The sequence below is a fragment of the Oceanobacillus sojae genome, from assembly GCF_900162665.1.
Lineage (GTDB): Bacteria > Bacillota > Bacilli > Bacillales > Amphibacillaceae > Oceanobacillus > Oceanobacillus sojae_A.
The window spans coordinates 503,619-527,850 of record NZ_LT727809.1 but is presented as its reverse complement, the minus strand read 5'-3'; the positions used below and the strand labels follow the sequence as shown (position 1 = coordinate 527,850).

24 protein-coding genes and 6 tRNA genes are annotated in these 24,232 nt (G+C 37.8%); 4 read left to right on the top strand and 26 right to left on the bottom strand.

Features of this window, described 5'->3' with window-relative positions; genetic code table 11:
• Positions 1 to 78: 78 nt before the first annotated feature.
• The 8 genes from BN1068_RS02880 to rpmG form a co-directional block, all read right to left on the bottom strand.
• A complete protein-coding gene (locus BN1068_RS02880; protein ID WP_077601319.1) occupies positions 79 to 2,016 on the bottom strand; it encodes an LTA synthase family protein in 1,938 nt (645 codons plus the stop codon).
• Positions 2,017 to 2,237: 221 nt separating this feature from the next.
• The gene (locus BN1068_RS02875; protein WP_077601318.1) at positions 2,238 to 3,197 is read right to left on the bottom strand and encodes an ROK family glucokinase; all 960 of its coding nucleotides are present in this window, start codon (positions 3,195 to 3,197) and stop codon (positions 2,238 to 2,240) included.
• Positions 3,190 to 3,402: a YqgQ family protein gene (locus tag BN1068_RS02870; RefSeq protein ID WP_077601317.1), complete on the bottom strand. Its 213-nt coding sequence runs from the start codon at positions 3,400 to 3,402 to the stop codon at positions 3,190 to 3,192. The genes BN1068_RS02875 and BN1068_RS02870 overlap by 8 nt, the downstream gene beginning before the upstream one ends.
• Before the next feature lie 67 nt (positions 3,403 to 3,469).
• The gene (locus BN1068_RS02865; protein WP_077601516.1) at positions 3,470 to 4,915 is read right to left on the bottom strand and encodes a spore germination protein; all 1,446 of its coding nucleotides are present in this window, start codon (positions 4,913 to 4,915) and stop codon (positions 3,470 to 3,472) included.
• Between the two features lie 236 nt (positions 4,916 to 5,151).
• Positions 5,152 to 6,702: a rhomboid family protein gene (locus BN1068_RS02860; RefSeq protein WP_077601316.1), complete on the bottom strand. Its 1,551-nt coding sequence runs from the start codon at positions 6,700 to 6,702 to the stop codon at positions 5,152 to 5,154.
• 259 nt (positions 6,703 to 6,961) lie between these two features.
• On the bottom strand, positions 6,962 to 7,135 hold the full coding sequence (locus tag BN1068_RS23520) for a hypothetical protein (RefSeq protein ID WP_175637044.1): 174 nt from the start codon (positions 7,133 to 7,135) through the stop codon (positions 6,962 to 6,964).
• A gap of 97 nt (positions 7,136 to 7,232) precedes the next feature.
• A complete protein-coding gene (locus BN1068_RS02855) occupies positions 7,233 to 7,811 on the bottom strand; it encodes a 5-formyltetrahydrofolate cyclo-ligase (protein ID WP_077601315.1) in 579 nt (192 codons plus the stop codon).
• A 71-nt stretch (positions 7,812 to 7,882) separates the two neighbouring features.
• Positions 7,883 to 8,032: a 50S ribosomal protein L33 gene (gene rpmG, locus BN1068_RS02850; RefSeq protein ID WP_017797039.1), complete on the bottom strand. Its 150-nt coding sequence runs from the start codon at positions 8,030 to 8,032 to the stop codon at positions 7,883 to 7,885.
• 239 nt (positions 8,033 to 8,271) lie between these two features.
• Between rpmG and BN1068_RS02845 the strand changes: the two genes are divergently transcribed.
• Positions 8,272 to 8,502, top strand: coding sequence for a hypothetical protein (locus BN1068_RS02845; RefSeq protein WP_077601314.1), 231 nt, complete (start codon positions 8,272 to 8,274; stop codon positions 8,500 to 8,502).
• 12 nt (positions 8,503 to 8,514) lie between these two features.
• Positions 8,515 to 9,138 carry a hypothetical protein gene (locus BN1068_RS23905; RefSeq protein WP_077601313.1) on the top strand — a complete coding sequence of 208 codons (624 nt, stop codon included), beginning with the start codon at positions 8,515 to 8,517 and terminating at the stop codon, positions 9,136 to 9,138.
• A gap of 167 nt (positions 9,139 to 9,305) precedes the next feature.
• Here BN1068_RS23905 and BN1068_RS02835 read toward each other — a convergent pair whose 3' ends face one another.
• From BN1068_RS02835 to BN1068_RS02785, 11 genes are all read right to left on the bottom strand, one after another.
• Positions 9,306 to 11,396 (bottom strand): peptidoglycan D,D-transpeptidase FtsI family protein, encoded by a 2,091-nt coding sequence (locus BN1068_RS02835; protein ID WP_368483267.1) that lies wholly within the window; start codon positions 11,394 to 11,396, stop codon positions 9,306 to 9,308.
• Between the two features lie 141 nt (positions 11,397 to 11,537).
• The gene (locus BN1068_RS02830; RefSeq protein WP_077601312.1) at positions 11,538 to 12,815 is read right to left on the bottom strand and encodes an MFS transporter; all 1,278 of its coding nucleotides are present in this window, start codon (positions 12,813 to 12,815) and stop codon (positions 11,538 to 11,540) included.
• Between the two features lie 150 nt (positions 12,816 to 12,965).
• Positions 12,966 to 13,577, bottom strand: a complete 612-nt coding sequence (gene sodA / locus BN1068_RS02825) for a superoxide dismutase SodA (RefSeq protein WP_077601311.1) — start codon at positions 13,575 to 13,577, stop codon at positions 12,966 to 12,968.
• Positions 13,578 to 13,883: 306 nt separating this feature from the next.
• Positions 13,884 to 13,956 (bottom strand) — tRNA-Phe (locus BN1068_RS02820).
• A gap of 52 nt (positions 13,957 to 14,008) precedes the next feature.
• Positions 14,009 to 14,101 (bottom strand) — tRNA-Ser (locus tag BN1068_RS02815).
• Between the two features lie 12 nt (positions 14,102 to 14,113).
• Positions 14,114 to 14,190: transfer RNA gene (locus BN1068_RS02810), tRNA-Ile, on the bottom strand.
• A gap of 14 nt (positions 14,191 to 14,204) precedes the next feature.
• A tRNA-His gene (locus BN1068_RS02805) sits at positions 14,205 to 14,280 on the bottom strand.
• Between the two features lie 30 nt (positions 14,281 to 14,310).
• Positions 14,311 to 14,387, bottom strand: a tRNA-Met gene (locus BN1068_RS02800).
• Between the two features lies 1 nt (position 14,388).
• Positions 14,389 to 14,463 (bottom strand) — tRNA-Asn (locus tag BN1068_RS02795).
• A 285-nt stretch (positions 14,464 to 14,748) separates the two neighbouring features.
• A complete protein-coding gene (locus BN1068_RS02790; protein WP_175637043.1) occupies positions 14,749 to 16,377 on the bottom strand; it encodes a Na/Pi cotransporter family protein in 1,629 nt (542 codons plus the stop codon).
• Between the two features lie 263 nt (positions 16,378 to 16,640).
• Complete coding sequence (locus tag BN1068_RS02785; protein WP_077601309.1) at positions 16,641 to 17,276, bottom strand: NfeD family protein; 636 nt, start codon at positions 17,274 to 17,276, stop codon at positions 16,641 to 16,643.
• Between the two features lie 80 nt (positions 17,277 to 17,356).
• Here BN1068_RS02785 and BN1068_RS02780 point away from each other — a divergent pair, with 80 nt between their 5' ends.
• Positions 17,357 to 17,680 (top strand): hypothetical protein, encoded by a 324-nt coding sequence (locus BN1068_RS02780; protein ID WP_077601308.1) that lies wholly within the window; start codon positions 17,357 to 17,359, stop codon positions 17,678 to 17,680.
• Between the two features lie 18 nt (positions 17,681 to 17,698).
• On the opposite strand, the gene BN1068_RS02775 is transcribed toward BN1068_RS02780, so the two are convergent.
• On the bottom strand, positions 17,699 to 18,067 hold the full coding sequence (locus tag BN1068_RS02775; RefSeq protein ID WP_077601307.1) for a hypothetical protein: 369 nt from the start codon (positions 18,065 to 18,067) through the stop codon (positions 17,699 to 17,701).
• 227 nt (positions 18,068 to 18,294) lie between these two features.
• Between BN1068_RS02775 and BN1068_RS02770 the strand changes: the two genes are divergently transcribed.
• A complete protein-coding gene (locus BN1068_RS02770) occupies positions 18,295 to 18,576 on the top strand; it encodes a DUF2624 domain-containing protein (RefSeq protein ID WP_077601306.1) in 282 nt (93 codons plus the stop codon).
• A 48-nt stretch (positions 18,577 to 18,624) separates the two neighbouring features.
• On the opposite strand, the gene BN1068_RS02765 is transcribed toward BN1068_RS02770, so the two are convergent.
• The 6 genes from BN1068_RS02765 to BN1068_RS02740 form a co-directional block, all read right to left on the bottom strand.
• Positions 18,625 to 19,521, bottom strand: coding sequence for a deoxyribonuclease IV (locus BN1068_RS02765; protein ID WP_077601305.1), 897 nt, complete (start codon positions 19,519 to 19,521; stop codon positions 18,625 to 18,627).
• 11 nt (positions 19,522 to 19,532) lie between these two features.
• Positions 19,533 to 20,846, bottom strand: a complete 1,314-nt coding sequence (locus BN1068_RS02760; RefSeq protein ID WP_077601304.1) for a DEAD/DEAH box helicase — start codon at positions 20,844 to 20,846, stop codon at positions 19,533 to 19,535.
• A gap of 271 nt (positions 20,847 to 21,117) precedes the next feature.
• Complete coding sequence (locus BN1068_RS02755) at positions 21,118 to 22,236, bottom strand: Nif3-like dinuclear metal center hexameric protein (RefSeq protein ID WP_077601303.1); 1,119 nt, start codon at positions 22,234 to 22,236, stop codon at positions 21,118 to 21,120.
• Entirely contained in the window at positions 22,217 to 22,951 is a 735-nt protein-coding gene (locus tag BN1068_RS02750; protein ID WP_077601514.1) for a tRNA (adenine(22)-N(1))-methyltransferase, read from the bottom strand. The genes BN1068_RS02755 and BN1068_RS02750 overlap by 20 nt, the downstream gene beginning before the upstream one ends.
• 81 nt (positions 22,952 to 23,032) lie before the next feature.
• On the bottom strand, positions 23,033 to 23,434 hold the full coding sequence (locus tag BN1068_RS02745) for a c-type cytochrome (protein ID WP_077601302.1): 402 nt from the start codon (positions 23,432 to 23,434) through the stop codon (positions 23,033 to 23,035).
• A gap of 82 nt (positions 23,435 to 23,516) precedes the next feature.
• Positions 23,517 to 24,083, bottom strand: a complete 567-nt coding sequence (locus BN1068_RS02740; RefSeq protein ID WP_077601301.1) for a hypothetical protein — start codon at positions 24,081 to 24,083, stop codon at positions 23,517 to 23,519.
• Positions 24,084 to 24,232 lie beyond the last annotated feature (149 nt).

The following is a 24,232-nucleotide window of genomic DNA, read 5'->3' as shown; positions in this document are numbered from 1 at the left end:
GATGAAAAGATCATTTTAGCTTTTTTATCTTATAAAAAAACGGCACAGGCTTTTATCACCTGTACCGTTTCGTTTCTTTTATTCTTCTTCGTCTCCGAAGTCAACAAACCGGAATAAATCTCCGTAAATGATGGAATCAGAGTAGGAAAGCTCTGTATCTACTTTTTCTTGAATAGAATCACAAGCACTTTCTACTTTCTCTAATTCTTCACTTGCTTCTTCTTCGGAATCTGTTTCTTCTTCTACAGCCTGATCCATTAATTCTCCAGTTTCACGCTCATAGCATGAACCGGCTGTTTTTACAAAATCATTGCTGACAAAATCGCCGTTACGCAATGCTACATAATCTTTTCTATCGTCACTGAATAAGTCATTACCAAAATAAATATCCTCACCAGCATCAATACCCAACATATTCAGCATTGTCGGTTTTAAATCAATTTGACCGGCAATCTCATCCATTACTTTTCCGTTTCCATCTCCAGGAATGTGAATAAATAATGGTACACGCTGTAATTGAACCTGATCATATGGTGTAATCTCATCCTGATCTAAATATTGAGCCATCGCTTTATTATGGTTGGCACTTATTCCAATGTGGTCACCCATAATGACGATAATGGAATCTTCATAAAGACCGGATTCTTTTAACTCATCGAAGAATTCCTCAATAGCTTCATCCATATAGCGGACAGTTGGAATATAGCTGTTTAGCGTATTAGAATTAGAATCAAATTTATCAATCGTTGCGTCTTCCTCTTCTAATTCAAATGGGAAGTGATTCGTTAATAAAATCATTTTTGAATAGAATGGTTCATCCAGATCTTCCAATATCGGGATAGACTGTTCAAAAAACGGCTTATCCTTGAGTCCCCATCCGACAGAGTCCTCCGGTGTTACATCATAGGCTTCTTCTCCAAAGAAATTATCAATATTCAGGCTGTCATACATTGCATCCCGGTTCCAGAAACTTTTATTGTTCGCATGCAACACGTTAGAAGTATAACCGGCTTCTTTAATCATTTCATCGAAAGAATGGTATTCATTATTACCGTGTGTAAAGAACACTGCTCCGCGGGATAACGGGTACAATGAATTTTCTACTAAGAACTCTGAATCAGATGTATTTCCCTGACCAGTTTGTTCGTAAAAGTTATCAAAGTAATACGTATCTTCATCCTGAGCTAATTCATTTAGAAATGGTGTAACCTCTTCTCCATTTACTTCACTGTTCATGACAAAATGCTGTAATGATTCTGCGTTAAGGAAAATGATATTTTTATCCTTCGCAACACCTTTCATTTTTTCACTGGTCTCATGATCCACATTTTCTTTAATGTATTCCTGAATTTCAGGAATTTCATTTCCATCTGCAAATACACGTTGTGATTCATTTTTAGAATGAACAACAACATCATATACATGATAGTTAAACAGACCAATATTTTTCACCAAATATTCACGGTCGAATCCGCGGGTGAAAAGTTGCGGTCTTTCCATTTCAGCTAAGAAAAAGTTACCCGCAAGCAAAACTAATGAAAATGCCAGAGCGCCTACCTTACCGCTTCTAGGATACTGGACAGCAAGACTTCCTTCATATTTCTTACTTAGATACCAGATAATCGCAGCATCTACAAATATAAACAGATCCCATGGCTTAATTAAAGTCAGGATACTGGACCCTAAATCTGTCATATTGCTTCCCATAAATAATTGCGGGATTGTTATAAAATCTGTAAATTGGCGGTAGAATACAAGATTCGCCCAGATAAGCAGAGATGCCGCCAATGTAGCATACCGAATATACTTCATTTGTCTGGAAGACTTATTAAACCAGACTCCTAATGCCAGAATTAAAAATGCTGACACAAAAGGATTAATAAACAGAATTAATTCCTGCATGGAATTGTCAAGTTCAATATTAAACACAAACCGGTAGACAATATAGGTTTTCAGTCCAAGAAGAAATGCTGCAATAATATAGAGCGGTATCCTCGGCTTTTTAAATCGTTTCATTTATATCCTCTCCTAAATAATAAAAACAGGAATGCTGATTTACCTTTTAACATACTACTTCCCATTTTATTAACTAATGTAAACCTGCAATTAAAAAATTGTACATCTTGTATAACGGTTTAACAAGAAAAAAGGTTTCACATTTAATCATTTTATTTAATTACCCGTTCATAAATTACTATTTTAGTAGATATTCAAAAAAAATCAAGTCTAAAAATCAATTAACTGTAATTCTCATATACTAAATATGCTCCTCCAATAATACCTGCATCATTACCGAGCTGGCAAGTTTTAATGGTGCAAACTTCACTCACTTTAGGCAGGGCATGCTTTCTGAAAGCTTTCGTCAAAGCATCAATTAAGTAATCCCCGGCATTAGAAACACCGCCGCCTATTAAAATATTGGATGGATTTATAATCATTGACATATTTGCCATTGCTTTCCCTAAAACATCTGTTGTATATTCAATAATTTCTTTGGAAGCCTGGTCTCCCTGCTTCGCTAATTCAAAAACATTTTGGGCAGAAACGTGCCCTTCTGCCTTAAATAACTTTGCCAGCAATGATTCTGGATTGGTGTGTATCTTCTCCATTGCCTGTCTGACAATTCCTGTTGCAGAAGCAATGGTTTCTAAACAGCCTTTTTTGCCGCAATTACACGGATAGCCATTTTCCATCACTTCAATATGACCTATCTCACCGGCCATGCCATTAACACCATTTAAAATAGAGCCGTTTGCGATTATTCCCCCGCCGACACCTGTTCCTAATGTAATTGCTATTAAATTCCTGGATTGATTCCCTGCCCCGACCCAGTTTTCTCCTAACACAGCAATATTCGCATCGTTTTCAGCATATACAGGTACTCCAGCCAATTTTTCAAGTTCTTCCGCCAAATGCATATCTTTCCATCCGATATTGACCGCTTCCGTAATAATACCTGCATGTGCATCTACAAATCCCGGCGCCCCGACCCCGATTCCTTTAATGGAAGAATGATCTAATGACAATGCCTGTAATTTCGATTCAATGCTTTTCCAAATATCAGAAATAATATTTACACCATCGTTTGTTAAATCTGTTGGTATTTCCCACTTTTCCTGAATTATTCCCTTTTTCGTAATGAATCCAATTTTTACTGAAGTTCCGCCAATATCTACTCCTGCTAATAATTCATTCATCTATTTTCGTCCCCTTTTTGTATTCTCTGCTTTCTTTTTTTATGAGCAATACCGCTTGCTGAAATTGCTGACTGCTGATGAACTTCCACTCATACAATTCATTTATTTCCATCATCATTAATTCTAAGTCACCTAATCGGTCTGTCGTATAAATAAAAGTTCCAAACTTCATCAGCAGCTTCCGTACATCATGTATATTTTGCATGTTATCACCAAGAGTATTATATCAAATGGGAAATCAAATGGGAAATGAGAATAAGATCCAGATCAAATTAACGATCTGGATCTTTTGGTCGCAATATAGACGGTCTCAGGTGCCTTTCCGGTAATGGGAAACGGATAAATGTATCGCGCATACTCTTTGCTGAAAATGGAACTAACGGCCAAAAATAAGGCGTATCCAATGTTCTCATCTTTATTAAAAATAATAGCCATACAGTTACCCCAATAACATAACCGCTTATGCCAAACAAAGCTGTTGAAAATAATAAAAATAAGCGGACAAGACGATTTGCCATACTTAATTCATAGCTTGGTGTTGCATAGGAACCAATTGCTGCAGTAGCAATGTACAAAACAACCTCATGCGAAAACCAGCCGACCTGTACAGAAACTTCCCCAATCATAATTGCTGCAACCAGGCCCAGGGCTGTTCCAAGTGCAGATGGTGTATGGATAGATGCCATCCTTAAAACATCCAGTCCCAATTCTGCAATTAAAAATTGGACCAGTAACGGGATGACCCCCGCATCCTTCGGGCCTATAAAGGAATACGCAGAGGGCAGAAGTTCAGGCTGGACGGAAAATAAATAATAGAGTGGTAAAAGGACAAGGGAAAGAAATATGGCAATAAACCGAACAATTCGTAAATAAGCGCCAACAGTTGGCTTTTGCCGATATTCTTCTGCATGCTGCAGATGCTGCCAGAAAGTTGTCTGTGTAATCATCGCACTTGGTGATCCATCAATAATCAGAACAATATGACCCTCAAAAAGATGGGATGCAACCGTATCTGGCCGTTCTGTATACCGGACTGCCGGATACGGGTTCCAATAACGGTCACTGAAAAATTCTTCAATCGTTTTTTCTGCCATAGGGAGCCCGTCTGTATCTATACCGTCAATCATTTTTTTTAGCTTCTTTACTTGTTTAGGGTCCGCTATGTCCTCTATATAACTGATTACAACGTCCGTTTTAGAACGTCTGCCCACCTGCGTAAACTCCATCCGGAGAGAGCGGTCCCTGACCCGCCGCCTTGTCAGTGCCGTATTAAATACCAGCGTTTCCACAAATCCGTCCCGCGGTCCCCGGACCACTCTTTCTAAATCAGGTTCTTCAGGTGATCGTGCCGGGTATGTTCTTGCATCAATAACAATTGCCTTTTCCAAGTCTTCTACGAATAAAACCGTCGCTCCCGAAAGAATAAAGTCAACTAATTTATCCATATCCTCCAGTGCTTCTATTTCTATAAAAGGAATATCTCTTTTCATTAATTTTTGTAATGTATCTATATCCAGTTCATCCGGACGCAGCCTTTGCAGAGACTGCATGATAAACAGCATCATATCATCTTTGACAAATCCATCCACCATAAACATAGCCATATCTTTACCAGCATAATTCAAATCCAGGTAAATCAGGTCAAAGCTTTTATCAACTGCTAAATAAGACTTTAGGTAAGAAACGTTTGTTTTAAGATCTGGAACTACTTTTTTCATTTTATCGGTCACTTTTATCACCTTAATACAGTAGGATGTTGATAGTTTATATCACCAGATAAAAACTATACATTCCATTCAATTTAAATACATGTTCAAAAAGGACGACAAAAAGGACCAAGAAGCTCATCAACGCAGAAATTCGCAGTGTCATTTTTTTGGAATTTTTGAACTTCCTCTTTAAGGCATATAAAAAACCAGGCAGCATTTCTGTTTATCTCAGCCTGGTTTTCATCTTAATAAGAAGGTAATTTTTCTTTTATATTCGATAGCTCTTCATTATCCGGGAATTGCTTTAATCCTTCATCAATAATGTCTTCAATCTCTTGGGTGCTTGCTCCTTGCTGGGAGTATAAAATTGCCAGATTATGATACATTTCCGGTATTCTTTCATCATATTGAATAGCTGCTTCCAAATCCTCTGTTGCTTTTGCAAATTCTAACTCTTGAATATAAGCGTAAGAGCGGTGAAAAAGAAGATAAGGTATCAGATCCGAATCGCCCGTTTCCTCAAGTGCGTCCGTTGTTACAGAAATAACCCCACTAAAATTCTCTTCCTCTATGAGTGCTTCTGCTTCAATTAATTTCATTTCCGGAGATGAGGAATTAAAAGACCATCCATAAATAAATAATCCGATACTGAGAATGATAAAACCGATAAGTCCCAGCAGCTGGTTCTTTTGATTTTTTTTATTTGGAACATAGACGGCTGCAGCAATTAAAAATCCTCCGGCTAATCCGCCAAGGTGTGCCCCCATGTCTATTTCTGGAACGGTAAAGCCGAGCAGAAGATTTACTCCTAAAATAAGAATGATATTCATACCCATTGTTTGAAAGAAAATTTGCTTATAGATAAGTCCAAATAACAGAAGTGCGCCAAACAATGCAAATATAGCACCTGATGCGCCTACAGATACATTGATTGAAGTAGCAAAGCTTGCAATGGAACCTGTCAGGCCGCCAAGGAAATAGATCAAGAGGAACCGGGTTCTCCCGAATATCCGTTCAATCGCAGTTCCTAGATAATACAGAGCAAGCATATTCATAATCAGATGAAGAAAGTTAAGATGCAAAAACATCGAGCTGAAGAATCTCCACCATTCCCCTTCCATGACAAGGAGGTTAAAGTTTGCCCCCATATCAATTAAATGCTGCGTATTTTCTATATCCCCTCTTGTGATTTGAAGAATAAAAATAACAATATTTAAGGCGATTAATATGTATGTAAACAACGGAGTGGAAAACGAAAATATTTTTTTACGGTTCTCCTGCTCTTCCTGGATTTTTCGAAACAGCGTATTTTTCATATGATTTGCCGCTGCCTCTTTTTCCATCTCATCTAACTCTCTTTTATCTTCTTCCGTCAATGAAATATTTAAATCGTGACTTATGATACTGAGCTCACTTTCTTCGTCTTCTCTATCAAGATAATATATGTGCATTCTTGGTGACTTCTTATTTCCTTCACCCAGCGGTTTTTTCAATTCTTCCCATTCATCAACCGGATGTTCTTCAGCTATGTATATTAAATATAGTTCGGTATTAACACTTGCGATAGCTTGTCTTATCCGCTGCATTTGCTGATAAGCAATCTGCGAATCCTGCCGTAATTGGTTGGCCCAATCAAAGGTTTGCGGTTTTACACGAATAATATCGGATTTTCTGCCGGCTTTCCGTTCCATCCAGATTTCATCCAATTTATAGTCTCCTGCAATAATCCGGAACCCTTGCTCTGCCAATTTTCTCACCAGCTCATACGCTCTATACTGCACATGTGCATCCTCCATAAATCACCCTCCTCTCTTTGAAGCATACCAAATGTTTCTAATTATGCGCAACTATGATAAAACAGAACAGCTGCCAACAGAGTGTTTTTATTTGGCAGTTGTCCAGGATGGCAGCTGCCCGGCCCGCAAAAATCGGTAGAAACCGGGACCGGCCTTTGTTTAATTGCCTCATTAAAAGCGGTGCTTATGCTTTCTATTTATAATTGAAGGCAAAGAGGGAATATTTATTATCAGCAGAGTTTTGCATAATGAATATCGTTTATTCAACCGCTTCCTTTTTCTTTTTCCATAAAATAACGTTAGCAATAATTGGTACTAAATATTTTCTTCCCTGCTTCCAATTTAAAAAGCCGTTTAAAATCCTGTTCTTCCACTTCATAAGCATAAAAACAATAGATAGAACCATTGCCGCTGTAAAAATCATACGCATCATTTTCCTTACCTCCTTGTTAATAATCATTGATATGAAAAGTATCTTCTTTTCTATATCATTTATTTTCAACGAAGGAAGGAATCTTATACATAAGAGATCAGGTATTCTGTTCAGATGTATGTAAGATACGTTCTTCTGTAATAATCTGTTCGACGGGAAGATCGTAGCTTTCTCTGGGAATTTGCTGAATTAATTGCTGTTCACTGCAAAGCGAAATGGTTGTACCTGTATAATCAGCAAGCATCCTGTCATAATATCCGCCGCCATAACCAATACGATAACCACGCTTATCAAAAATTACTCCTGGTACAATCAATAAATCAATATCTGAATACGGGATTTGTTTTGTTTTTTCCGGAATCGGTTCTTTTATACCTGCATATCCGTCCTGGATTTGATTTTGATGATTCCAGGCATAGTAGTGCAGTTCCTTTGTTTTTACCATACATTTCGGGGAAGCGATAATCTTGCCCTCTCCCCAGGCCTTTTTAATAACTGTATATGTATCCCATTCTATTTCTGTTGAAATGGTAACGCCTATTGTTGCAGCATTTTGAAATGCCGGAGTTGTAAATAACTGCATCTGCTGTCCTGTTTCTACTTTTTTCCGGTCAAGCTTCGACAAAAGACTTAATTCTTTCAGCATTTTTTGCCGTAATATTTTTTTCTCTGACATATGATATTTTCACCTCTGTCTGCAAAAAAACTCTTATCCAACGAACATCAGATAAGAGTTTTCATGATTGCTTATTTTGTTTCACGGTGTAGGGTATGTTTTTTAAGACGTGGTGAGTATTTCATAAGCTCAATACGCTCAGGATTTGTACGTTTGTTTTTTGTAGAAATATAATTACGATCTCCTGTTTCCGTGCAAGCTAACGTTATATTTACGCGCATATCTATCCCTCCAAACTTTTCAACTTGCCTTTTTACATAACTGTACAGACTTTAATTATATTATCAAAGTTTCTGCTATTTATCAAGAAAGATTATAGCAAAACATAATAAAACTTTTCACACCACGTTTTATCAGGGTTAAAGTAATCCCCCTTCATGATTTATCATGCTTTTAGCATAGTCACTTCTTTTAATTTATGGTATAACTATAAATGATACATAAAGGGAGGGAAATAAAAATGCTATATGCCATTTTGGCAGTTGTCGTAATAGGAATTGTATTATTTATTCTATCATTCTTTATTAACGACCGTCTGGAAGAAGTGGAAAGCCAGCTTGAACAATTATCTATTACAACGATGCAAGATACATATCAGTTGAAGAAGAAGGTTTCTGTTTTAGAAGAAGAATTATTGCCTCAAAATATATCTGATGAAGCAGAACCGGCTCATCCTAAAAATAATAATTAGAGGAGTATTATCATGAAACAACATGTTAGAGCGTTTGCTGTCGGTTTGTTGACAAGCGGTGTCCTGCTTCTCGCTATATATATATTTGGCAACAATTCTTCGGACAGCCTGGAGGATATGGAACCGGATGAATTGATTTCTGCTCTGGAAAATCAAGGATATGCTGTATTGACACAGGATGAATATATTGCATATAGCGTGAATAGAGAAGCTGCTGATGGGGATGATTCTGATGGAAATGCAGAAGAGGACGCTGAAGCCGATAATGAAGCGGATGAATCAGATTCAAACAATGATTCTGATGAAAATGAAGACAACAATGATGAAAATAGTAATGAGGAAGATAGTAACGAAAATGAAGACGGAGAAGACAGTACTGATGAAGGTAATGAAGACGAAGAATCCTCCGAAGACTCTGATGTAGTTGAAGTGGAAATTACATTAGAAAATGGTGCACCGCCTTCCAACATCAGTGATGCTTTAGAAGATGCCGGAATTATTGACGATGCCAGAGATTTTAATGACTTCCTGGAAGACAATGATCTGAGCGGCAGCGTAAAACCGGGGACTTATGAAGTAGACAGCGAAATGTCCTTTGATGAGATAGGCGACATTATTACTACCTATTCAGAATAAATATGATTTGATTCAAAAAATGAGCAGCTCCGAATGGAGCTGCTCATTTTTTCTTGTGTAAAATTTTTTGAAGTCTTATAGCTAAAACTAATTACAATAAATAAACCCTGTACATAGAATAAACATCCACCCATTTCCAGGTGGATGCTTTTCTATTATTCTTCGCTTTAATCATCTGATTCAGCGGCTTCTTCATCATGATCTTCTTTAATATCAAAATAAGCATCTAAAATCCTCGAAGCAATTTTACCATTGACCCCGTTCCCTTTACTTATTCCTACACTTGGAACAACAACCGCAAAAGCAACCTCCGGGTCGTCAAATGGCGCATAGCCGACCATTGTCAGGTTATTAAGATCAATCTTTTGCCCATTTTCAAAAACAGAAGTCTGAGCCGTACCTGTTTTACCAGCTGGATTATATGATTTATTCTTAAAATAACTGTTTCCTGTCCCTCCGCTTTCTTGAAACACTCGGCGGAAGCCCTCTTGCACCCGGCTAATTTGATCATTTGTCATATTAATCCGGTTCATTACCGTTGTATTTTTTGAATAATACAATGGCCCAAGCTCATCTAAAGAAGCAATGGGATCCCGGGCTTCTTTTAAAAAGTGCGGCTGAACACGGTAACCGTCATTGGCAATAGTCGATACGTATTGTGCCAGCTGCAGCGTAGTATACGTATCATACTGACCAATGGCAAAGTCAAGAATATTACCTGGATTTTCTGGTGTTTGCCCTCTTACTCCGGTACTTTCATATGGAAAATCAATTCCTGTCGATGCACCTAAACCAAATTGATTGAAATAATTTTGTAAGGTCTGCAAGGTCTCAGCCTTATCTATATTCAGATTGGCATTCTTAGGTAGTGGATGGCGATAATCCCCGCCCATACGCAATGCAACATAGAACATATAAACGTTGGAAGAACGTCTCAATGCATCCAGGTCATCTACAGATCCCATATTTTGAACAGATTTCTTCGTTATGTTTCCCGCCAGTGTAATTGGAGCATCATAAAATCTGTCTCCCGGTGAAATAGCACCAGAATCATATCCGGCAAGAATGGTTGCTCCTTTAATACTTGATCCTGGCTCTGTCGCATTGGACAAAGCCATATAGGAAGAATTATTATATTCATTTTTTTCCTTATCATAATTCACACCGGAAATAGCAAGAAGCTCTCCAGTTTTCGGATTCATCACCACAGCATACGCATTTGTTAGATACCGGTTGTCATAAGGATTGCTTGCTTTTGCCGCTTTTAATTCCTCTAAGACAATTTTATCGACTTCTTCCTGGAATTCTAAGTCTGTTGTTAAAACTAAATCCTTGCCCCGTTCTCCTTCAACGATGGTCTCGGAGCCGATGATTGTTCCATTCTGGCGTGTCGTATATTGAATCTGCTCTTTACGCCCGCGCAGAAAGTCTTCATATTGCTCCTCCAGACCGCTTCTGCCGACACGGTCGTTTCTGCTGTAGCCCTTCGTCAGGTAAGCACTCATATCCTCGGCCGGAATCCCCTGCTCCTGACTGGAAATACTGCCTAAAATGCTTGATAATGTATCTCCGTTCGGATAAACACGATTCCAATCTGTTGTTGCGTTGATCCCGGGAAGTTCATCCAGATGCTCAGCAACCGTGGCATACTCTTTTGCTGATACTCCCTCATTTTTAACTATCTGGGGTGTCAGTGCGTAGGCTTTGTCCAGCTCTTTTTTGGTAGCTATAATTTCTAATTCCTCATCGGAAAAATCTGCAATTTCTTCATCTGTAATTAACTCCAGCGTGGCAGCATATTCCTCAGAAGCATCCATCTCCTCTGTGTCCAATTTTTCCAGCCGTTTTTCTATCTCTTCTTGATGCAGTAATAAATAATACTCTCTTTTATCTCTATCTGTTATTCGATCGATTTTTTTCTTATCACTCATATCGATGAATTTAACTAACGTTTCAGCTACCTTCAGACGGTCTTTTGCCTGAACGTCTTTAGGGGGTGTGTATGTAATGGAATACGTAGCTTCATTATCTACTATGATGTTCCCATTCCTGTCATAAATTTTCCCCCGGGGTACCGGCACACTTGTCGTGTCTAAATTCGTTCTCTCAATTTCTTCCTGATAGGATTCCCCTTTTAAAATTTGAACAACACCTAGCTGAAGTATAAGTGCAGAAAATAATAAAAAGATGACAAAGAAAAGAATATTCATACGAACAGGAAGCTGGGCCCGTTTTTTCTTTTTCTTCTTGTCTACCACTTTGCTCCCCCTTTACATATATTTTGGCCATACATGGCATCAGATTTTATGATTTGTTTAAAAAGCAAAAAAATTGAAATGATATCTACGCATCTTTTTAAACATTTCAGTTATCAATACTACTGTTTGATTTTATCACACTTAACGACTTTTTTCGTCCGTGAAATCTTCTTTTAATGCTATTTTTTGTTTTTTTGTCGGCCCGATAAAAATATTACGGATACAAAAATAAATAATCGCATGACCTGCCCCAAAAATAACCAGTAATATCGGAATAATCATATCATGCGGGAATAGAAACATCCCGAATATGAACACCATAACCGAAGCGATTCTTCCCAAATTTAAATAAATCTCCCGGACAATTATATACTCCACCCGTCTTTCTTCTACCATGCGGGCCCTGCCAATCACGTCATAAGTAAGTGACTCATACGGTACAGTTAAAATTGGAAAAGCAATACCAATAATTACTGCATAAATAATTAACCAGAAAAGACTCATTTCAAAAATTATAATAAAAATAGAAGCAAACAGCAGAATACCGCCAAATAAAATAGCTTTTTTTCTTAAATATGGTTTAATCCATTTTAAAGCAACAAAATAAAAGACGATGGATAAGCCTGAAAGAAATAAATTAAAAACACCTAAAACCAGTTCACTATTTGTAACAAGGAAAATCCAAATGGTAATATAAAATCCATAAATTCCTTCTCTTAACCCTTGAAAAAAATGCGCATGTAAAATACGTTTCCAATTTTTATTTCTCTTTCTTTCATTGATGACAGCAGCTAAAGCAAAGCTCCCTCTGCTGCCCTTACGAATAATGAAAAAGCTGACAACAATGGCAGCAATGAATAAGCTTAAGGAAATAATAAAAATTGCCGTATAACCGACATCTCCGGCCATTTTTGAAATGATCCATCCTGCAAGTAACGGTCCGATCATGCCTGCAAATGACGTCAGCGTGCCTGAAATACCGTTAAACCAATCTCTTGTATCTGGCTCTGTGATTTCAAAAGTAAGCAGATAGTATGCCAGCCAGAAAAAACCATAACCTATTCCCAGCAGACAGCCGAGAATAAAATTATAATATGCCGCCAGTTCCCCAATCCAAAGCACAAACAAGAAAAAGAAACATAAAAAAAGTATACCGATTCTCAATATAATGATACGGTCTATTTTTTTTGATAATTTCCCTGCGTAAATAAATGATAATGCTTGAAATACGTAGCTCGCTAAATGATAATTAGCAATCACAAAAAAGTCCCCGGATTGCTTCCATAAGTACACATTTACAAAAGTATTTGATAAAAAGATCCCCGCTGCATATAATGTTCCAATCAACAGGAGCATCCATAAGTCTCTATATTCATCCTTCTGGTTTCGATATCTTCTATATTGCTGATGTAATTGCATAAGAAAACGACTCCTTCTCCTTTTATTTTTAGCGAAGGAATCGTATCTATACAAAAAAGCTTGCAGAAAACTAAAGTCCTGCAAGCTTTTTTATTATAAAGCATGTCCAGGCTTAAAGGCATAAGCACTTTTGGAACATCCTCTTATTTATTATTTCGCAGCCTCGTAATTGTTAGCTACCTGATCCCAGTTTACTACATTCCAGAATGCTGAAATGTATTCAGGGCGTTTATTTTGATATTTAAGATAGTATGCATGCTCCCATACATCCAGTCCTAATAATGGTGTTTTACCTTCTGTTAATGGTGAATCCTGGTTCGGTGTGCTTGTAATTTCAAGCTCGCCATTGTTTAATACCAGCCATGCCCAGCCAGAACCAAAGCGTCCCGCTGCTGCAGCTGCAAATTCTTCTTTAAATTTGTCTAAAGAACCGAATTTGCTGTTGATTTTATCAGCCAGTTCTCCTGCCGGTTCTCCGCCGCCATTTGGTGACAGTGTCTTCCAGAAAAAGCTGTGGTTCGCATGTCCGCCGCCATTGTTGCGTACTGCTGTACGAATGCTTTCAGGTACGGAATTCAAATCAGTTACAAGCTCTTCTACGGATTTATTTTGCAGATCTTCATGTCCTTCCAGTGCATCATTTAATTTTGTAACGTAGGTGTTGTGATGCTTCGTATGATGGATATTCATTGTTTCTTTATCGATAGTTGGTTCCAACGCATCGTATGCATAAGGTAACTCCGGTAATTCAAATTTTGCCATGTGTAACTCCTCCTCTAAATAAATGATGTTTTTTAAGATCTTCACTTATAAAGGTATCAAAGGAAAGTATTTCTTGCAAATATTTTGCACTCCTACGTGTCGCTGATTCCTTTTAAAATGACAGTTTAGAAAATGACATGTTTCTATTTTTGAATAAAGTAAACTTTTTTGCCCTAAAGAACTATTCCTTTATAGCCAGCTTTTCTTCATAAAATTGCCTGGTGATATTTCAAACAGAGAGACTGAAAGGAATGCAGAAAGATTATAATGAACATAAAAAAAACAAGCTATACGCTTGTTTTTGGATGGCTCGGGACGGAATCGAACCGCCGACACAAGGATTTTCAGTCCTCTGCTCTACCGACTGAGCTACCAAGCCGTGTATTGGAGCTTTATATAAAAGCTCTTCATGATTCTTTTTTAAATATGTATGGAGGAGGTAGAGGGATTCGAACCCCCGCGCGGTTTGACCCGCCTGTCGGTTTTCAAGACCGATCCCTTCAGCCAGACTTGGGTATACCTCCGGACAAAATAAATGGTGGACCCTGCAGGACTCGAACCTGCGACCGATCGGTTATGAGCCGATAGCTCTAACCAACTGAGCTAAGGGTCCTTTTACTATTTTAATGGGGCGACCGGTGGGGATCGAACCCACGCGTGCCGGAGCCACAATCCGGTGCGTTAACCACTTCGCCACGACCGCCATGTAATAGTAGTTTATGTATAATTTTTTTGGTAGCGGCGGAGGGGATCGAACCCCCGACCTCACGGGTATGAACCGTACGCTCTCGCCAGCTGAGCTACACCGCCATGGCTCCACAGGTAGGATTCGAACCTACGACCGATCGGTTAACAGCCGATTGCTCTACCACTGAGCTACTGTGGAATAATGTTTTTTAATTAGCAACAAAATATAATTTATCATGTTATGTAGATTATGTCAACAACTTTTTTTGCGGTCTTGCAAAAGTTTTTATCAGAAGTTGACTGCAAGAATTATAATAGCACGTAACATAACATATTTCAACAAAAACTTTTAAAACTTATATAATTTCTTTTAATTAATAACAAATAAAGCAGTTTTTTGCAGAAACTCCGTTAACATCCTTTATTAAATAAAGACTCTGTCTGTTCATTTTTATCAGACAGAGTCTTTTATATAAGTTAATAATTAATGCTCTTCTAAAACATTCTGTGCAATGTTAACAGCATGGTCGCCAATTCTTTCTAAATTACTTAGAACATCTACAAAAACGATACCTGCTGTTCCATTACAAATCCCCTCATTCATACGAATGATATGATTTTTACGGAATTTACGTTCCATTTTGTCAATCTGATCTTCTTTTTGAATGACTTCTAAAGCTGCTTCCTTGTCATTCATTTCTAAGGATTCCACAGCCTGTTTAACCGTCATATAAGTTAAATCAAACATTTTGTTTAAGTCTTCAATAGCTTGCTCTGTCAGTGAAACTTTATTTGACATTTTATAGTCAACTAACTCCACAACATTTTCAAAATGATCCCCGATCCGTTCAATATCGCGGATAGCGCTCATTAATCCGGTATGCTCTACACTCTCAGGCTCTGTTAAGTTGGTAGAAGCAATATCCACTAAATAATCTGTAATCTTACGGTCGAGATTATTTAGTGCTCCTTCAATCTGCAGAGCCATTTCTGAGCTTTTCGGATTTTGCGTCGTGATATAATTATGTGTTTCTTCTAATCCCTGATACGCATATTTCCCCATACGGACAACTTCTAATTTGGCCTGAGCAAGTGCCAGTGAAGAAGACTGCTGAAGGAAAATAGAGTCCAGATGCTTCGGTTTATATTCAATGATTACGTCATCTCCTGGCACCAGCCTGGTAATCAGCCATGCCAATGCACCGATAAACGGAAATTGAATGATTGTATTTGCGATATTATAACTTCCATGCGCAAAAGCAATTGTCATTTCCGGGTTCAAATTTAAGCTGGCTTGTAAATAATAAATAAACTGAGTAAACGGATAAAGCAATATTATAAAAATAATCGCACCTATTAAGTTAAAGGTTACATGGGTATATGCAGCCCGTTTGGCAGCTACGGATGTCCCTATACTTGCAAGAACAGCTGTAATCGTTGTACCAATATTATCACCGAATAATACCGGGATTGCAGCATCCAGTTTAATTGCACCCTGTCCAAATAATCCTTGCAGAATACCGATAGTTGCTGATGAACTTTGTACAATGACAGTAAAGACTGCACCAATAACCACACCGAGGATTGGCGTTTCACTCATCGTAACTGTCAAATCATGAAATGCTTCTAACGAACGGAGCGGTGTCATACCGCTGCTCATTAATTCAAGTCCATAGAATAAAGCACCAAATCCGAATATCGCCTGACCTACAGCCACAATTTTTTGCTTTTTAAAGAAAAAGATTGTAAATGCACCTAATGCTAAAAATAATAACGAATATTCCCCAACGTCTATTCCAATAATGAAGGCTGTGACGGTTGTTCCGATGTTCGCACCCATAATAACACCAATAGCCTGTCTTAATGTCATAAAACCGGCATTTACAAGACCTACAGTTAAAACAGTTGTTCCCGAACTGCTCTGAATAAGCACAGTTACAATAATACCAGCAAGTACACCAAGGAATGGATTCGTTGTAAACCGATCCAGAATATCACGTAAACCATCTCCTGCTGATTTCTGGAGTCCATCCCCCATCATTTTTATCCCCATAAGGAATATGCCGATTCCTCCAAGAAATTCAATAACTAAACTTTGAACATCGATATCCACGTAAACTTCATCCCTTCTACCTCTTATGTAAACTCTTGTAGAAATTTGCGCCTCATTCATTATTGATGATTCTAAAGAGAATGTAAATATGTATTAAGAAAACTTTACATACATTTAATATTTGTTTTACATTCGTTTAAAAAAGGATGCTTAGTTTATGTTTTATTCATGAAAATATGTATAATATTAGAAAAGAAGCATATAAATAAAGGATTCACCTCCATTTTTATGAAGTGAATCCTCTTTCAGGGATTTCTATTAAATTAATCTTCCTGCATCTCTTCTATACGAACACTCGTGCCATCTACTGCAACTACTTTAATTGGTGTGCCCTTTTTAATCCAGCGCCCTCCAGAAACTGCACTATAATGCTTTTTATTTATTTCAATTGTGCCGGAAGGTCTAAAATCTGTCAGCGCAACTCCTTCTTCCCCTAACAGAGCCTCGTACTCTGCACTGAGCGAATTGTAGCCCTCTTCTTTTGTAAGCCGGTCGACTAAGGCAATTTTCGTCCACATTTCTCTCCGTTTAAATACTTTTAAAAATACTAAGGAAGAAAAAGCACCGGCAATGATACTGATTACCGCATAGAGACCGTTTGCAATAGTCGGCTGCGGCATTGCAACTGCAACTATCATTAAAACCAGCCCTATCGTCGCCAGCGTTCCATCATTAATTACTTTCCCATCAATAATAATCAGTAATATTCCTAAAAAGTATATAATAAACATGAGTAAGACTGAATTAGTTTCTGTATACACCGTAAAATAAACCGTAATAAATCCTAAACCCAATACACCAAAAATACCACGCATATTTACGAATATTTCTCCTAATATAAATAAAGTTCCGAAAAATAAAGCCAGGAATCCAATCCATTGTAATTCAACTATGTCCATACACTTCACGCCCTCTCATTATCCTATTACTATATGTACGTATGAATGGAATAATTAGTTTCATAAAAGGAGATTTTTTTATGGGTTTTTTACGTAGAATTTCCCTGATTACTCTTATTATATTAGTTGCTGTAAGTATTTTTCAAGACTTAGCTCATTCTGGCAGCGGAATCTCCTTTTCAAATAAAGCTGAGACAGAATTGCCTCCGTTTGAAGCAGTTCCTGTCAAAGTAAAGCCGGGAGATACCGTATTAAGTATTACAGAAGAAATTCAAACCGGATCTGCATATACTGTTGTAGTCGATATTATTTTGGAAGCTTTTGAAGCATTAAATCCAAATACTTCTCCAGACGATATTCAAATACATGAAATATATTATTTTCCACTCTTTCAAGAAAAATAAAAAAGGCTGAAATTCAGCCTAAGAAAGAAATGGAATAAAGAAAAACGCAGAAATTAATGAAAGAATTCCAGCTATAATACCTATGATACCAAGTGTATTTGTTCCTCTGCTCCGCGCTACAAAACCAAATACAATACTGGCAGCTCCCAGAATTACCGGCCAGGTAAAGAAGGAAATAACGGCCAAAATAATACTGCCCCATCCATACAAGGTTCCCGGGTTAAAGCCCTTTTCTTCTTCAAAATCCGGGAGATCTGAATCGGTAAGCTCCGCTGAAAACTCCTCCATTCTTTTGCTGTCCAGTTTATTATTTATGTGCTCATGCTCTGATTCCTGCCCATGATTTGGCGCATTTTGGACTTGTTTGCTCTGATCTTTATCATTCATGAAATAAACTCCTTACTTTTAAAGGATGTTCAAATCGCTCAACAAAAATGAATTTCTTGAACATACCCTTTTAGATTTATATGGTTAGTTTGTGGAATTTAAGTCATTTCAATCAGGTATCATACGGTATTATAAGAAAAGAATGGTATAATTATTTTGTTCTTTGCATATATTTACATGATGGATGAACATAAGGTAAATAATATATCTACAAAAGGAGCGGTATTATGTCTTTTTTTATAAAAGAAATGATTAAAAATAAACTTCGTAAATTAACCCCAGGCGAAATTTTACACTACAGCAGCCAGTATGGCTTCTCCATAACACCTGCACAAGCTGATCAGATAGTGAACTATTTAAGAGCCTCTTCTCCTGATCCATTTAATCAGGCAGATCGTGATCGCTTTATGACGGAGCTTGCGAATATCACAGATCAAAAAACAGCACTGGCGGCGCAGCAGTTAATGGATGAGGTTATTAAATCATATGGTCTGGAGCATTTATTTTAAAAGCATCAAAAAAGATGAGCAATTTTAATTCGCTCATCTTTTTTGATATTATTTACCTTCCATAATTACTTCTTTTAAATTCTCCTGGAAATTACCTTCACGCAGCATTGCTATTTCATATTTATATGGCGCTTTTTTATTTTTCTTATCTGTACCTACATATGGTGTTTCAAGAATTTTAGGCAGCTCACTGAGCTGTGGATGATGAACAACTTTGTGAAGTGCATCAAAGCCGATATAACCAAAACCGATGTTTTCATGACGGTCTTTATGCGCTCCGCGGTCATTTTTACTGTCATTGACATGGACAACCTTCAGCCGGTCTAAACCGACAATTTTATCAAAAGTATTTAATACACCATCAAAGTCATTGACAACATCATAGCCTGCATCGTGAATATGACAGGTGTCCATACAAACAGAAAGGTGCTCATTGTGCGTCACACCATGAATAATTTCAGCCAGCTCCTCAAATGTACGTCCCATTTCAGAGCCTTTTCCAGCCATTGTTTCCAGAGCAATTTGAACATCATTTTTTTGTTCAAGCACTTCATTTAATCCTTCAATAATTTTAGGGATGCCCTTGTCCGGACCTTCACCGACATGCGCTCCAGGATGAAGGACAATTTGTTTCGCCCCGAGAGCCTCTGTACGCTCGATTTCGCTCCGCAGAAAATTAACACCCAATTCAAATGTCTCCGGCTTTACAGTGTTGCCAATATTAATAATATATGGCGCATGAACGACAATGTCTGATATTCCGTTCGATTTCATATGCTCCAGGCCTGCTTCAATATTCAATTCTTCAATAGGCTTTCTTCTTGTGTTCTGCGGTGCTCCTGTATAGATCATAAATGTATTTGCACCATATGAAGCAGCCTCTTCGCTGGAACCTAATAACATTTTCTTACCGTTCATCGAAACATGAGAACCTATTTTTACCATATTTATTCCTCCTATCGTTTTTTCCGTCGTTGCTCTTTTGTCAGCTGTCTTTTTATTTGCTGCTGTTGCTGCTTCTGCTTTTTCTTATATCCCGGTTTTACTTTCTTTGTCTTTCTTACCCGTTTCCAGGCTTCCCGGTCTGTACTTGTATCTTCGGTTTTACGGCGCTGTCTCGCATTCCAGGATTTATCCTCTGTCCATTCGCCCTGTTTTACCTCTACATAAGAGAATTCCAGTCCTTTTTGTTCTAATTTTTCAATTAAAGGAGCATCACTCTCTGAATAGATGCTCACCGCCGTTCCCTCTAACCCGGCACGGGCAGTTCTGCCGACACGGTGAATATAGAAATGCTCTTCTTTTGGAAGCTGGGCATTAATGACATGACTGACTCCCTTGATATCGATTCCCCGTGAAGCCAGATCAGTTGCTACAACATATTGATAACGCAGCTGCTGTATCTCCTTCAGGACACGTTTTCTTTCTCTTGGAGTTAAACCGCCGTGAATGACCCCAACAGATAATCCGTATCCCTCAAGCGCTTCGGCTAATTCATTTGCCTGTTGCTTGCCGTTAGTAAAAATCAATGCTAAATAAGGATGAATCGTTTGGGAAATTTCCCAAATAACCTTCGCTTCATCACGATGCTTCTTCCGGATCAGCCGATGCTCCATCGTCTCCGGAGAAAAATGCTCTTCAATTTTAATATACTCCGGATTTCTCAAGTATTTTTTGAAGAAATGCTGCAGGCGTTGAGGAATGGTTGCTGAGAAAACAAGCAGCTGTATTTCTTGTTTCGAGCGTACTAATAATTGATCCACTTCCTCAATAAAGCCCAGATCAAGCATTAAGTCTGCCTCATCAATAACAAAGGTTTCCGCGCTGTATATAGATAACGCTCCATCCTTTACTAAATCTAAAATTCTCCCAGGGGTTCCTACCACAATCATTGGCGGTGTTTTTAATTTCTCAATCACTTTTTGTTTATCTGTACCGCCGACAAGCAGCTTTGCTGTCCATTTTTCCGTCTTATCAGCAATTGTAATGATTTTTCTTACTTCGTTATACAGCTGTGTTGCCAGCTCTCTTGTTGGTGCAGTAATAACAAACTGGACTTTTTTTTGATTTTCATCCAGCTTTTGAAACAATGGTAATAAAAAAGCGTGGGATTTACCTGAACCTGTTCTGGATTGGCCAATAACACTTCTGCCATCCAGAATAGAAGGAATCACTCGTTCCTGAATCTCTGTCGGCTTTCTAAATTCCAGCTCTTGAATAATATTTTGCATCGTGCTATCCAGGGATAATTCTGCAAATGTTTTTTCCATTTGTTTCCCTCCTTGTAATCTGTTTTTTTGCTTTCTTTTTTAAAAGATAAGAAAGTATATAAAAATGCTGAAGTCAGCCGCTGCAGAAATACACTACGCTTTCCGTGGGCTTGAGCTCAGCCTCCTCGAAAAAAAGAAGAGCACTTTTTTTCTGCGGGGTCTTCTTCTGAGGAGGCTGAGGCGTTGCCCGCGGAAAGCGACTTCCCACAGCGGACATCTCCTTGGCTAGAACACCAGTATTTTAAAGACCAAGTGATTTTCTTGGTTTTTCTTATAAAAATACGAACGGATCTGTATTTACTTCAGATACATAAACTCTCGACTGGAATGCAGGAAATTCCTGTACCAGCTTATTCTTTGCTGCTGTTTTCATAATCTTCTCGATATAGTGCCCGGCATCGATAACTGTCAGCCCCATCTGCTCCGCATCTTGAGCAGCGTGAAATGTCATATCTCCTGTAATATAAACATCTGCTTTTTTCCTGAGTGCATGACTGACATATTTCTCGCCGCTGCCGCCTAAAACAGCAACTCTTTTTACATTCTTTTCTATATTACCAGAAACACGTACTTGAGGCATATCTAAATTCTTTTTAACGGTCTGAATAAATTCTTTCATCGATACAGATTCATCTAATACACCGAAGCGTCCAATGCCAATTGACTGTCCTTTGTTTTCCAGCGGATAGATATCATAGGCAGGTTCTTCATAAGGATGAGCAGAAATAATTGCATCAATAACCTTTGAAAGATTTCTCTTCGGCACAACAGCTTCCAGTTTTTTCTCATCTACATAGGTTAACTCATTCTTCTCACCAATATATGGGGTTGATCCTTCTAATGGACGAAATGTGCCCTGTCCAGGGCTTTGGAAGGTACAATGGCTGTAATCACCTATTTTCCCGGCTCCGCCTTCATGCAATGCACTACGTAATTCCTGCACGTGAGAATCCGGAACAAAAACAATTATTTTAAATAGGCTCTCCTGATCCAGAATTTCCAAAGGCTCTCTCTTTTTCAAACCAATTGCTTCGCTTAATAAATCATTTACGCCGCCTTCTGCTACATCTAAATTGGTATGCGCCGCAAAAACAGTAATATCATTCTTCAAAAGCTTTTGGACAACCCTGCCCTTAGGATGATCAATATTTATTTGCTTTAAAGGCTGAAACAATAGGGGGTGATGCGCAATAATCAGATTAGCCTGTTTCTCGATTGCCTCATCAACTACTTCCTCTGTAACATCCAGTGCAACCAGAATATGAGAGGTTGAATCGTGGAATCTCCCTACCTGTAATCCAATATTATCCCAATGATAGGCAAGACTTCTTGGTGCCCAGCCGTCCATTATTTGAAAAAAATCAGCATGTTTAAGTGTTTGTTTCTTCATGATGAAGCTCCTCCTTAATCCAGTGTAATTCTGTTTGGAATGCAGATATTTTCTCATGATTTACTTGCTTCGCCTGCTGCATTTGAGAAATAATTCTTTTCAGATTAGCTTTCTCCAGCGTCCATTTTTTTATAAAAGCATTATTCTTTTCAGTCAATAAATATGGTCCTAATAAAAGCTGTTTATCCTTGATCTGTGTGTTATCGCTATAAGGTGATGAAACCTCCGTATGACGGTCAGCAACAAGAATTTCATAAATATGCCCTTGCTCGTCCACTATTTCCTCTGCAATCAATATAAAATCATTTTGGTTAAACCATTGTCTGACCGCTCTCGCATCGATATTAGGCTGGGCAATAATCCTTCCTGCAGATTGAGCTATAGCCGGACTCTTTTCCAAAATGGAAGTAATTAATGCACCGCCCATCCCGGCAATGACAATCTGTTCAGTCTCTCCTTCTTTTAAAACAGCTAAACCGTCCCCTAAACGGGCATCAATTTGTTCTTCTAATTGATGCAATTGAATTGTTTTTTTTGCGCTTTCTAACGGTCCCTGATTTACCTCTCCGGCAATAGCCCGTGCTGTCTTATCTCTCAGGCAGACATAAGCAGGCAAATACGCATGATCAGATCCGATATCTGCAAAATTAGCACCTTTCGGCAGGTAATCAGCAATTATTTTCAAACGGCTGGAAAGCGGAATATTTTGGTTCATTGCATTTTCTCCTTTATTTCTACAATAAGAAAAGCTTTCTGTACGAATCAGAAAGCTTTCATTCATTTCTTTCATTATATATTATTGATGCTCACTTAACCACTCAGTAAGTGCATCTAAATCATCACCCTGAATCTGTGGGAATGAAGGCATACCCCCGTCTGTTCCATTCTCAACGATTTCAGCAATTTCTTCCTGTGAATACTTGCTGCCGATTTCTGTTAAATCAGGAGCAGGACCGCTTGCTAAATCTTGACCGTGACAGCTGGTACAATTTGTTTGGAATACTTCTTCTCCAGCGTCAGCACTGGCAGATTCTCCGCCTTCTTCTCCACCCTCTGCCTGTTCTGTCTGTTCTTCACCATTTTCTTCTTCATTTTCAATTGCTTGTCTCTGATCAATACCAATCACTGAAATAATAATGACTGCAATAAGCCCTAGCCCGGCAATAATAGCATATGGTATAACCGGATTCTTTTTCATTTCGCTTCCTCCTTATGTAACACAAATATTATAAAATTAATACTATCATTAGTTTACTCGATATCTAAAAATTTTTAAAGGTTTATCCAATATATTTAAAAAAAACGACATAAGTTATCACCGCTATAATCAGGATAGCTCCAACGTATCCGAATACAGGCAGCTTTTTCAAAAATCCAAAAATAATCCACCCTGTCCCATTTAAGATAATCACAAAATTAATATAATTTCCTAACCCGGCAGCTTCGGCTATAAAGACAGTTAACTGCAGGATATATAAAAATTGAATAAATATAAATAAATAACGATACCGCTTTGAAACATCCGTCCGGATTTTTGAATAAAACAAATAATTAATAATTAGAGTAACAATTAAAATGCCAGACGTAATATACCAAAGTGAATGAAAATAATAATCCAGAGAGATAACGCTTACTAAAATGATTAAAATAAAAATAAAATGGAGCTTTATCCATATGGATAAAGAAGTATTTTGCTTTTTCGTGTCATTTGGACCCGAAATTTCAATTTCCCCGCCCTTTGTATATAATGCGAGTAAAAAATCACATTGCTTTTCCGGTAATAAATGATTTTCTTTCCATTTTAATATCTCTTGGATAATCAATTGATTTTTTTCTTGATTATTCATATATTCACCTGTATTTTTAGCTTAATTATTTATCAAATCATAACTATCACTAATAAAGGGACTATCCTTATCTAAAAAAACACTATTCAATAAATAGCTGATTCGCTTTTCTATAACTGAATACACATAGTAACTGGAATATGCAAGTA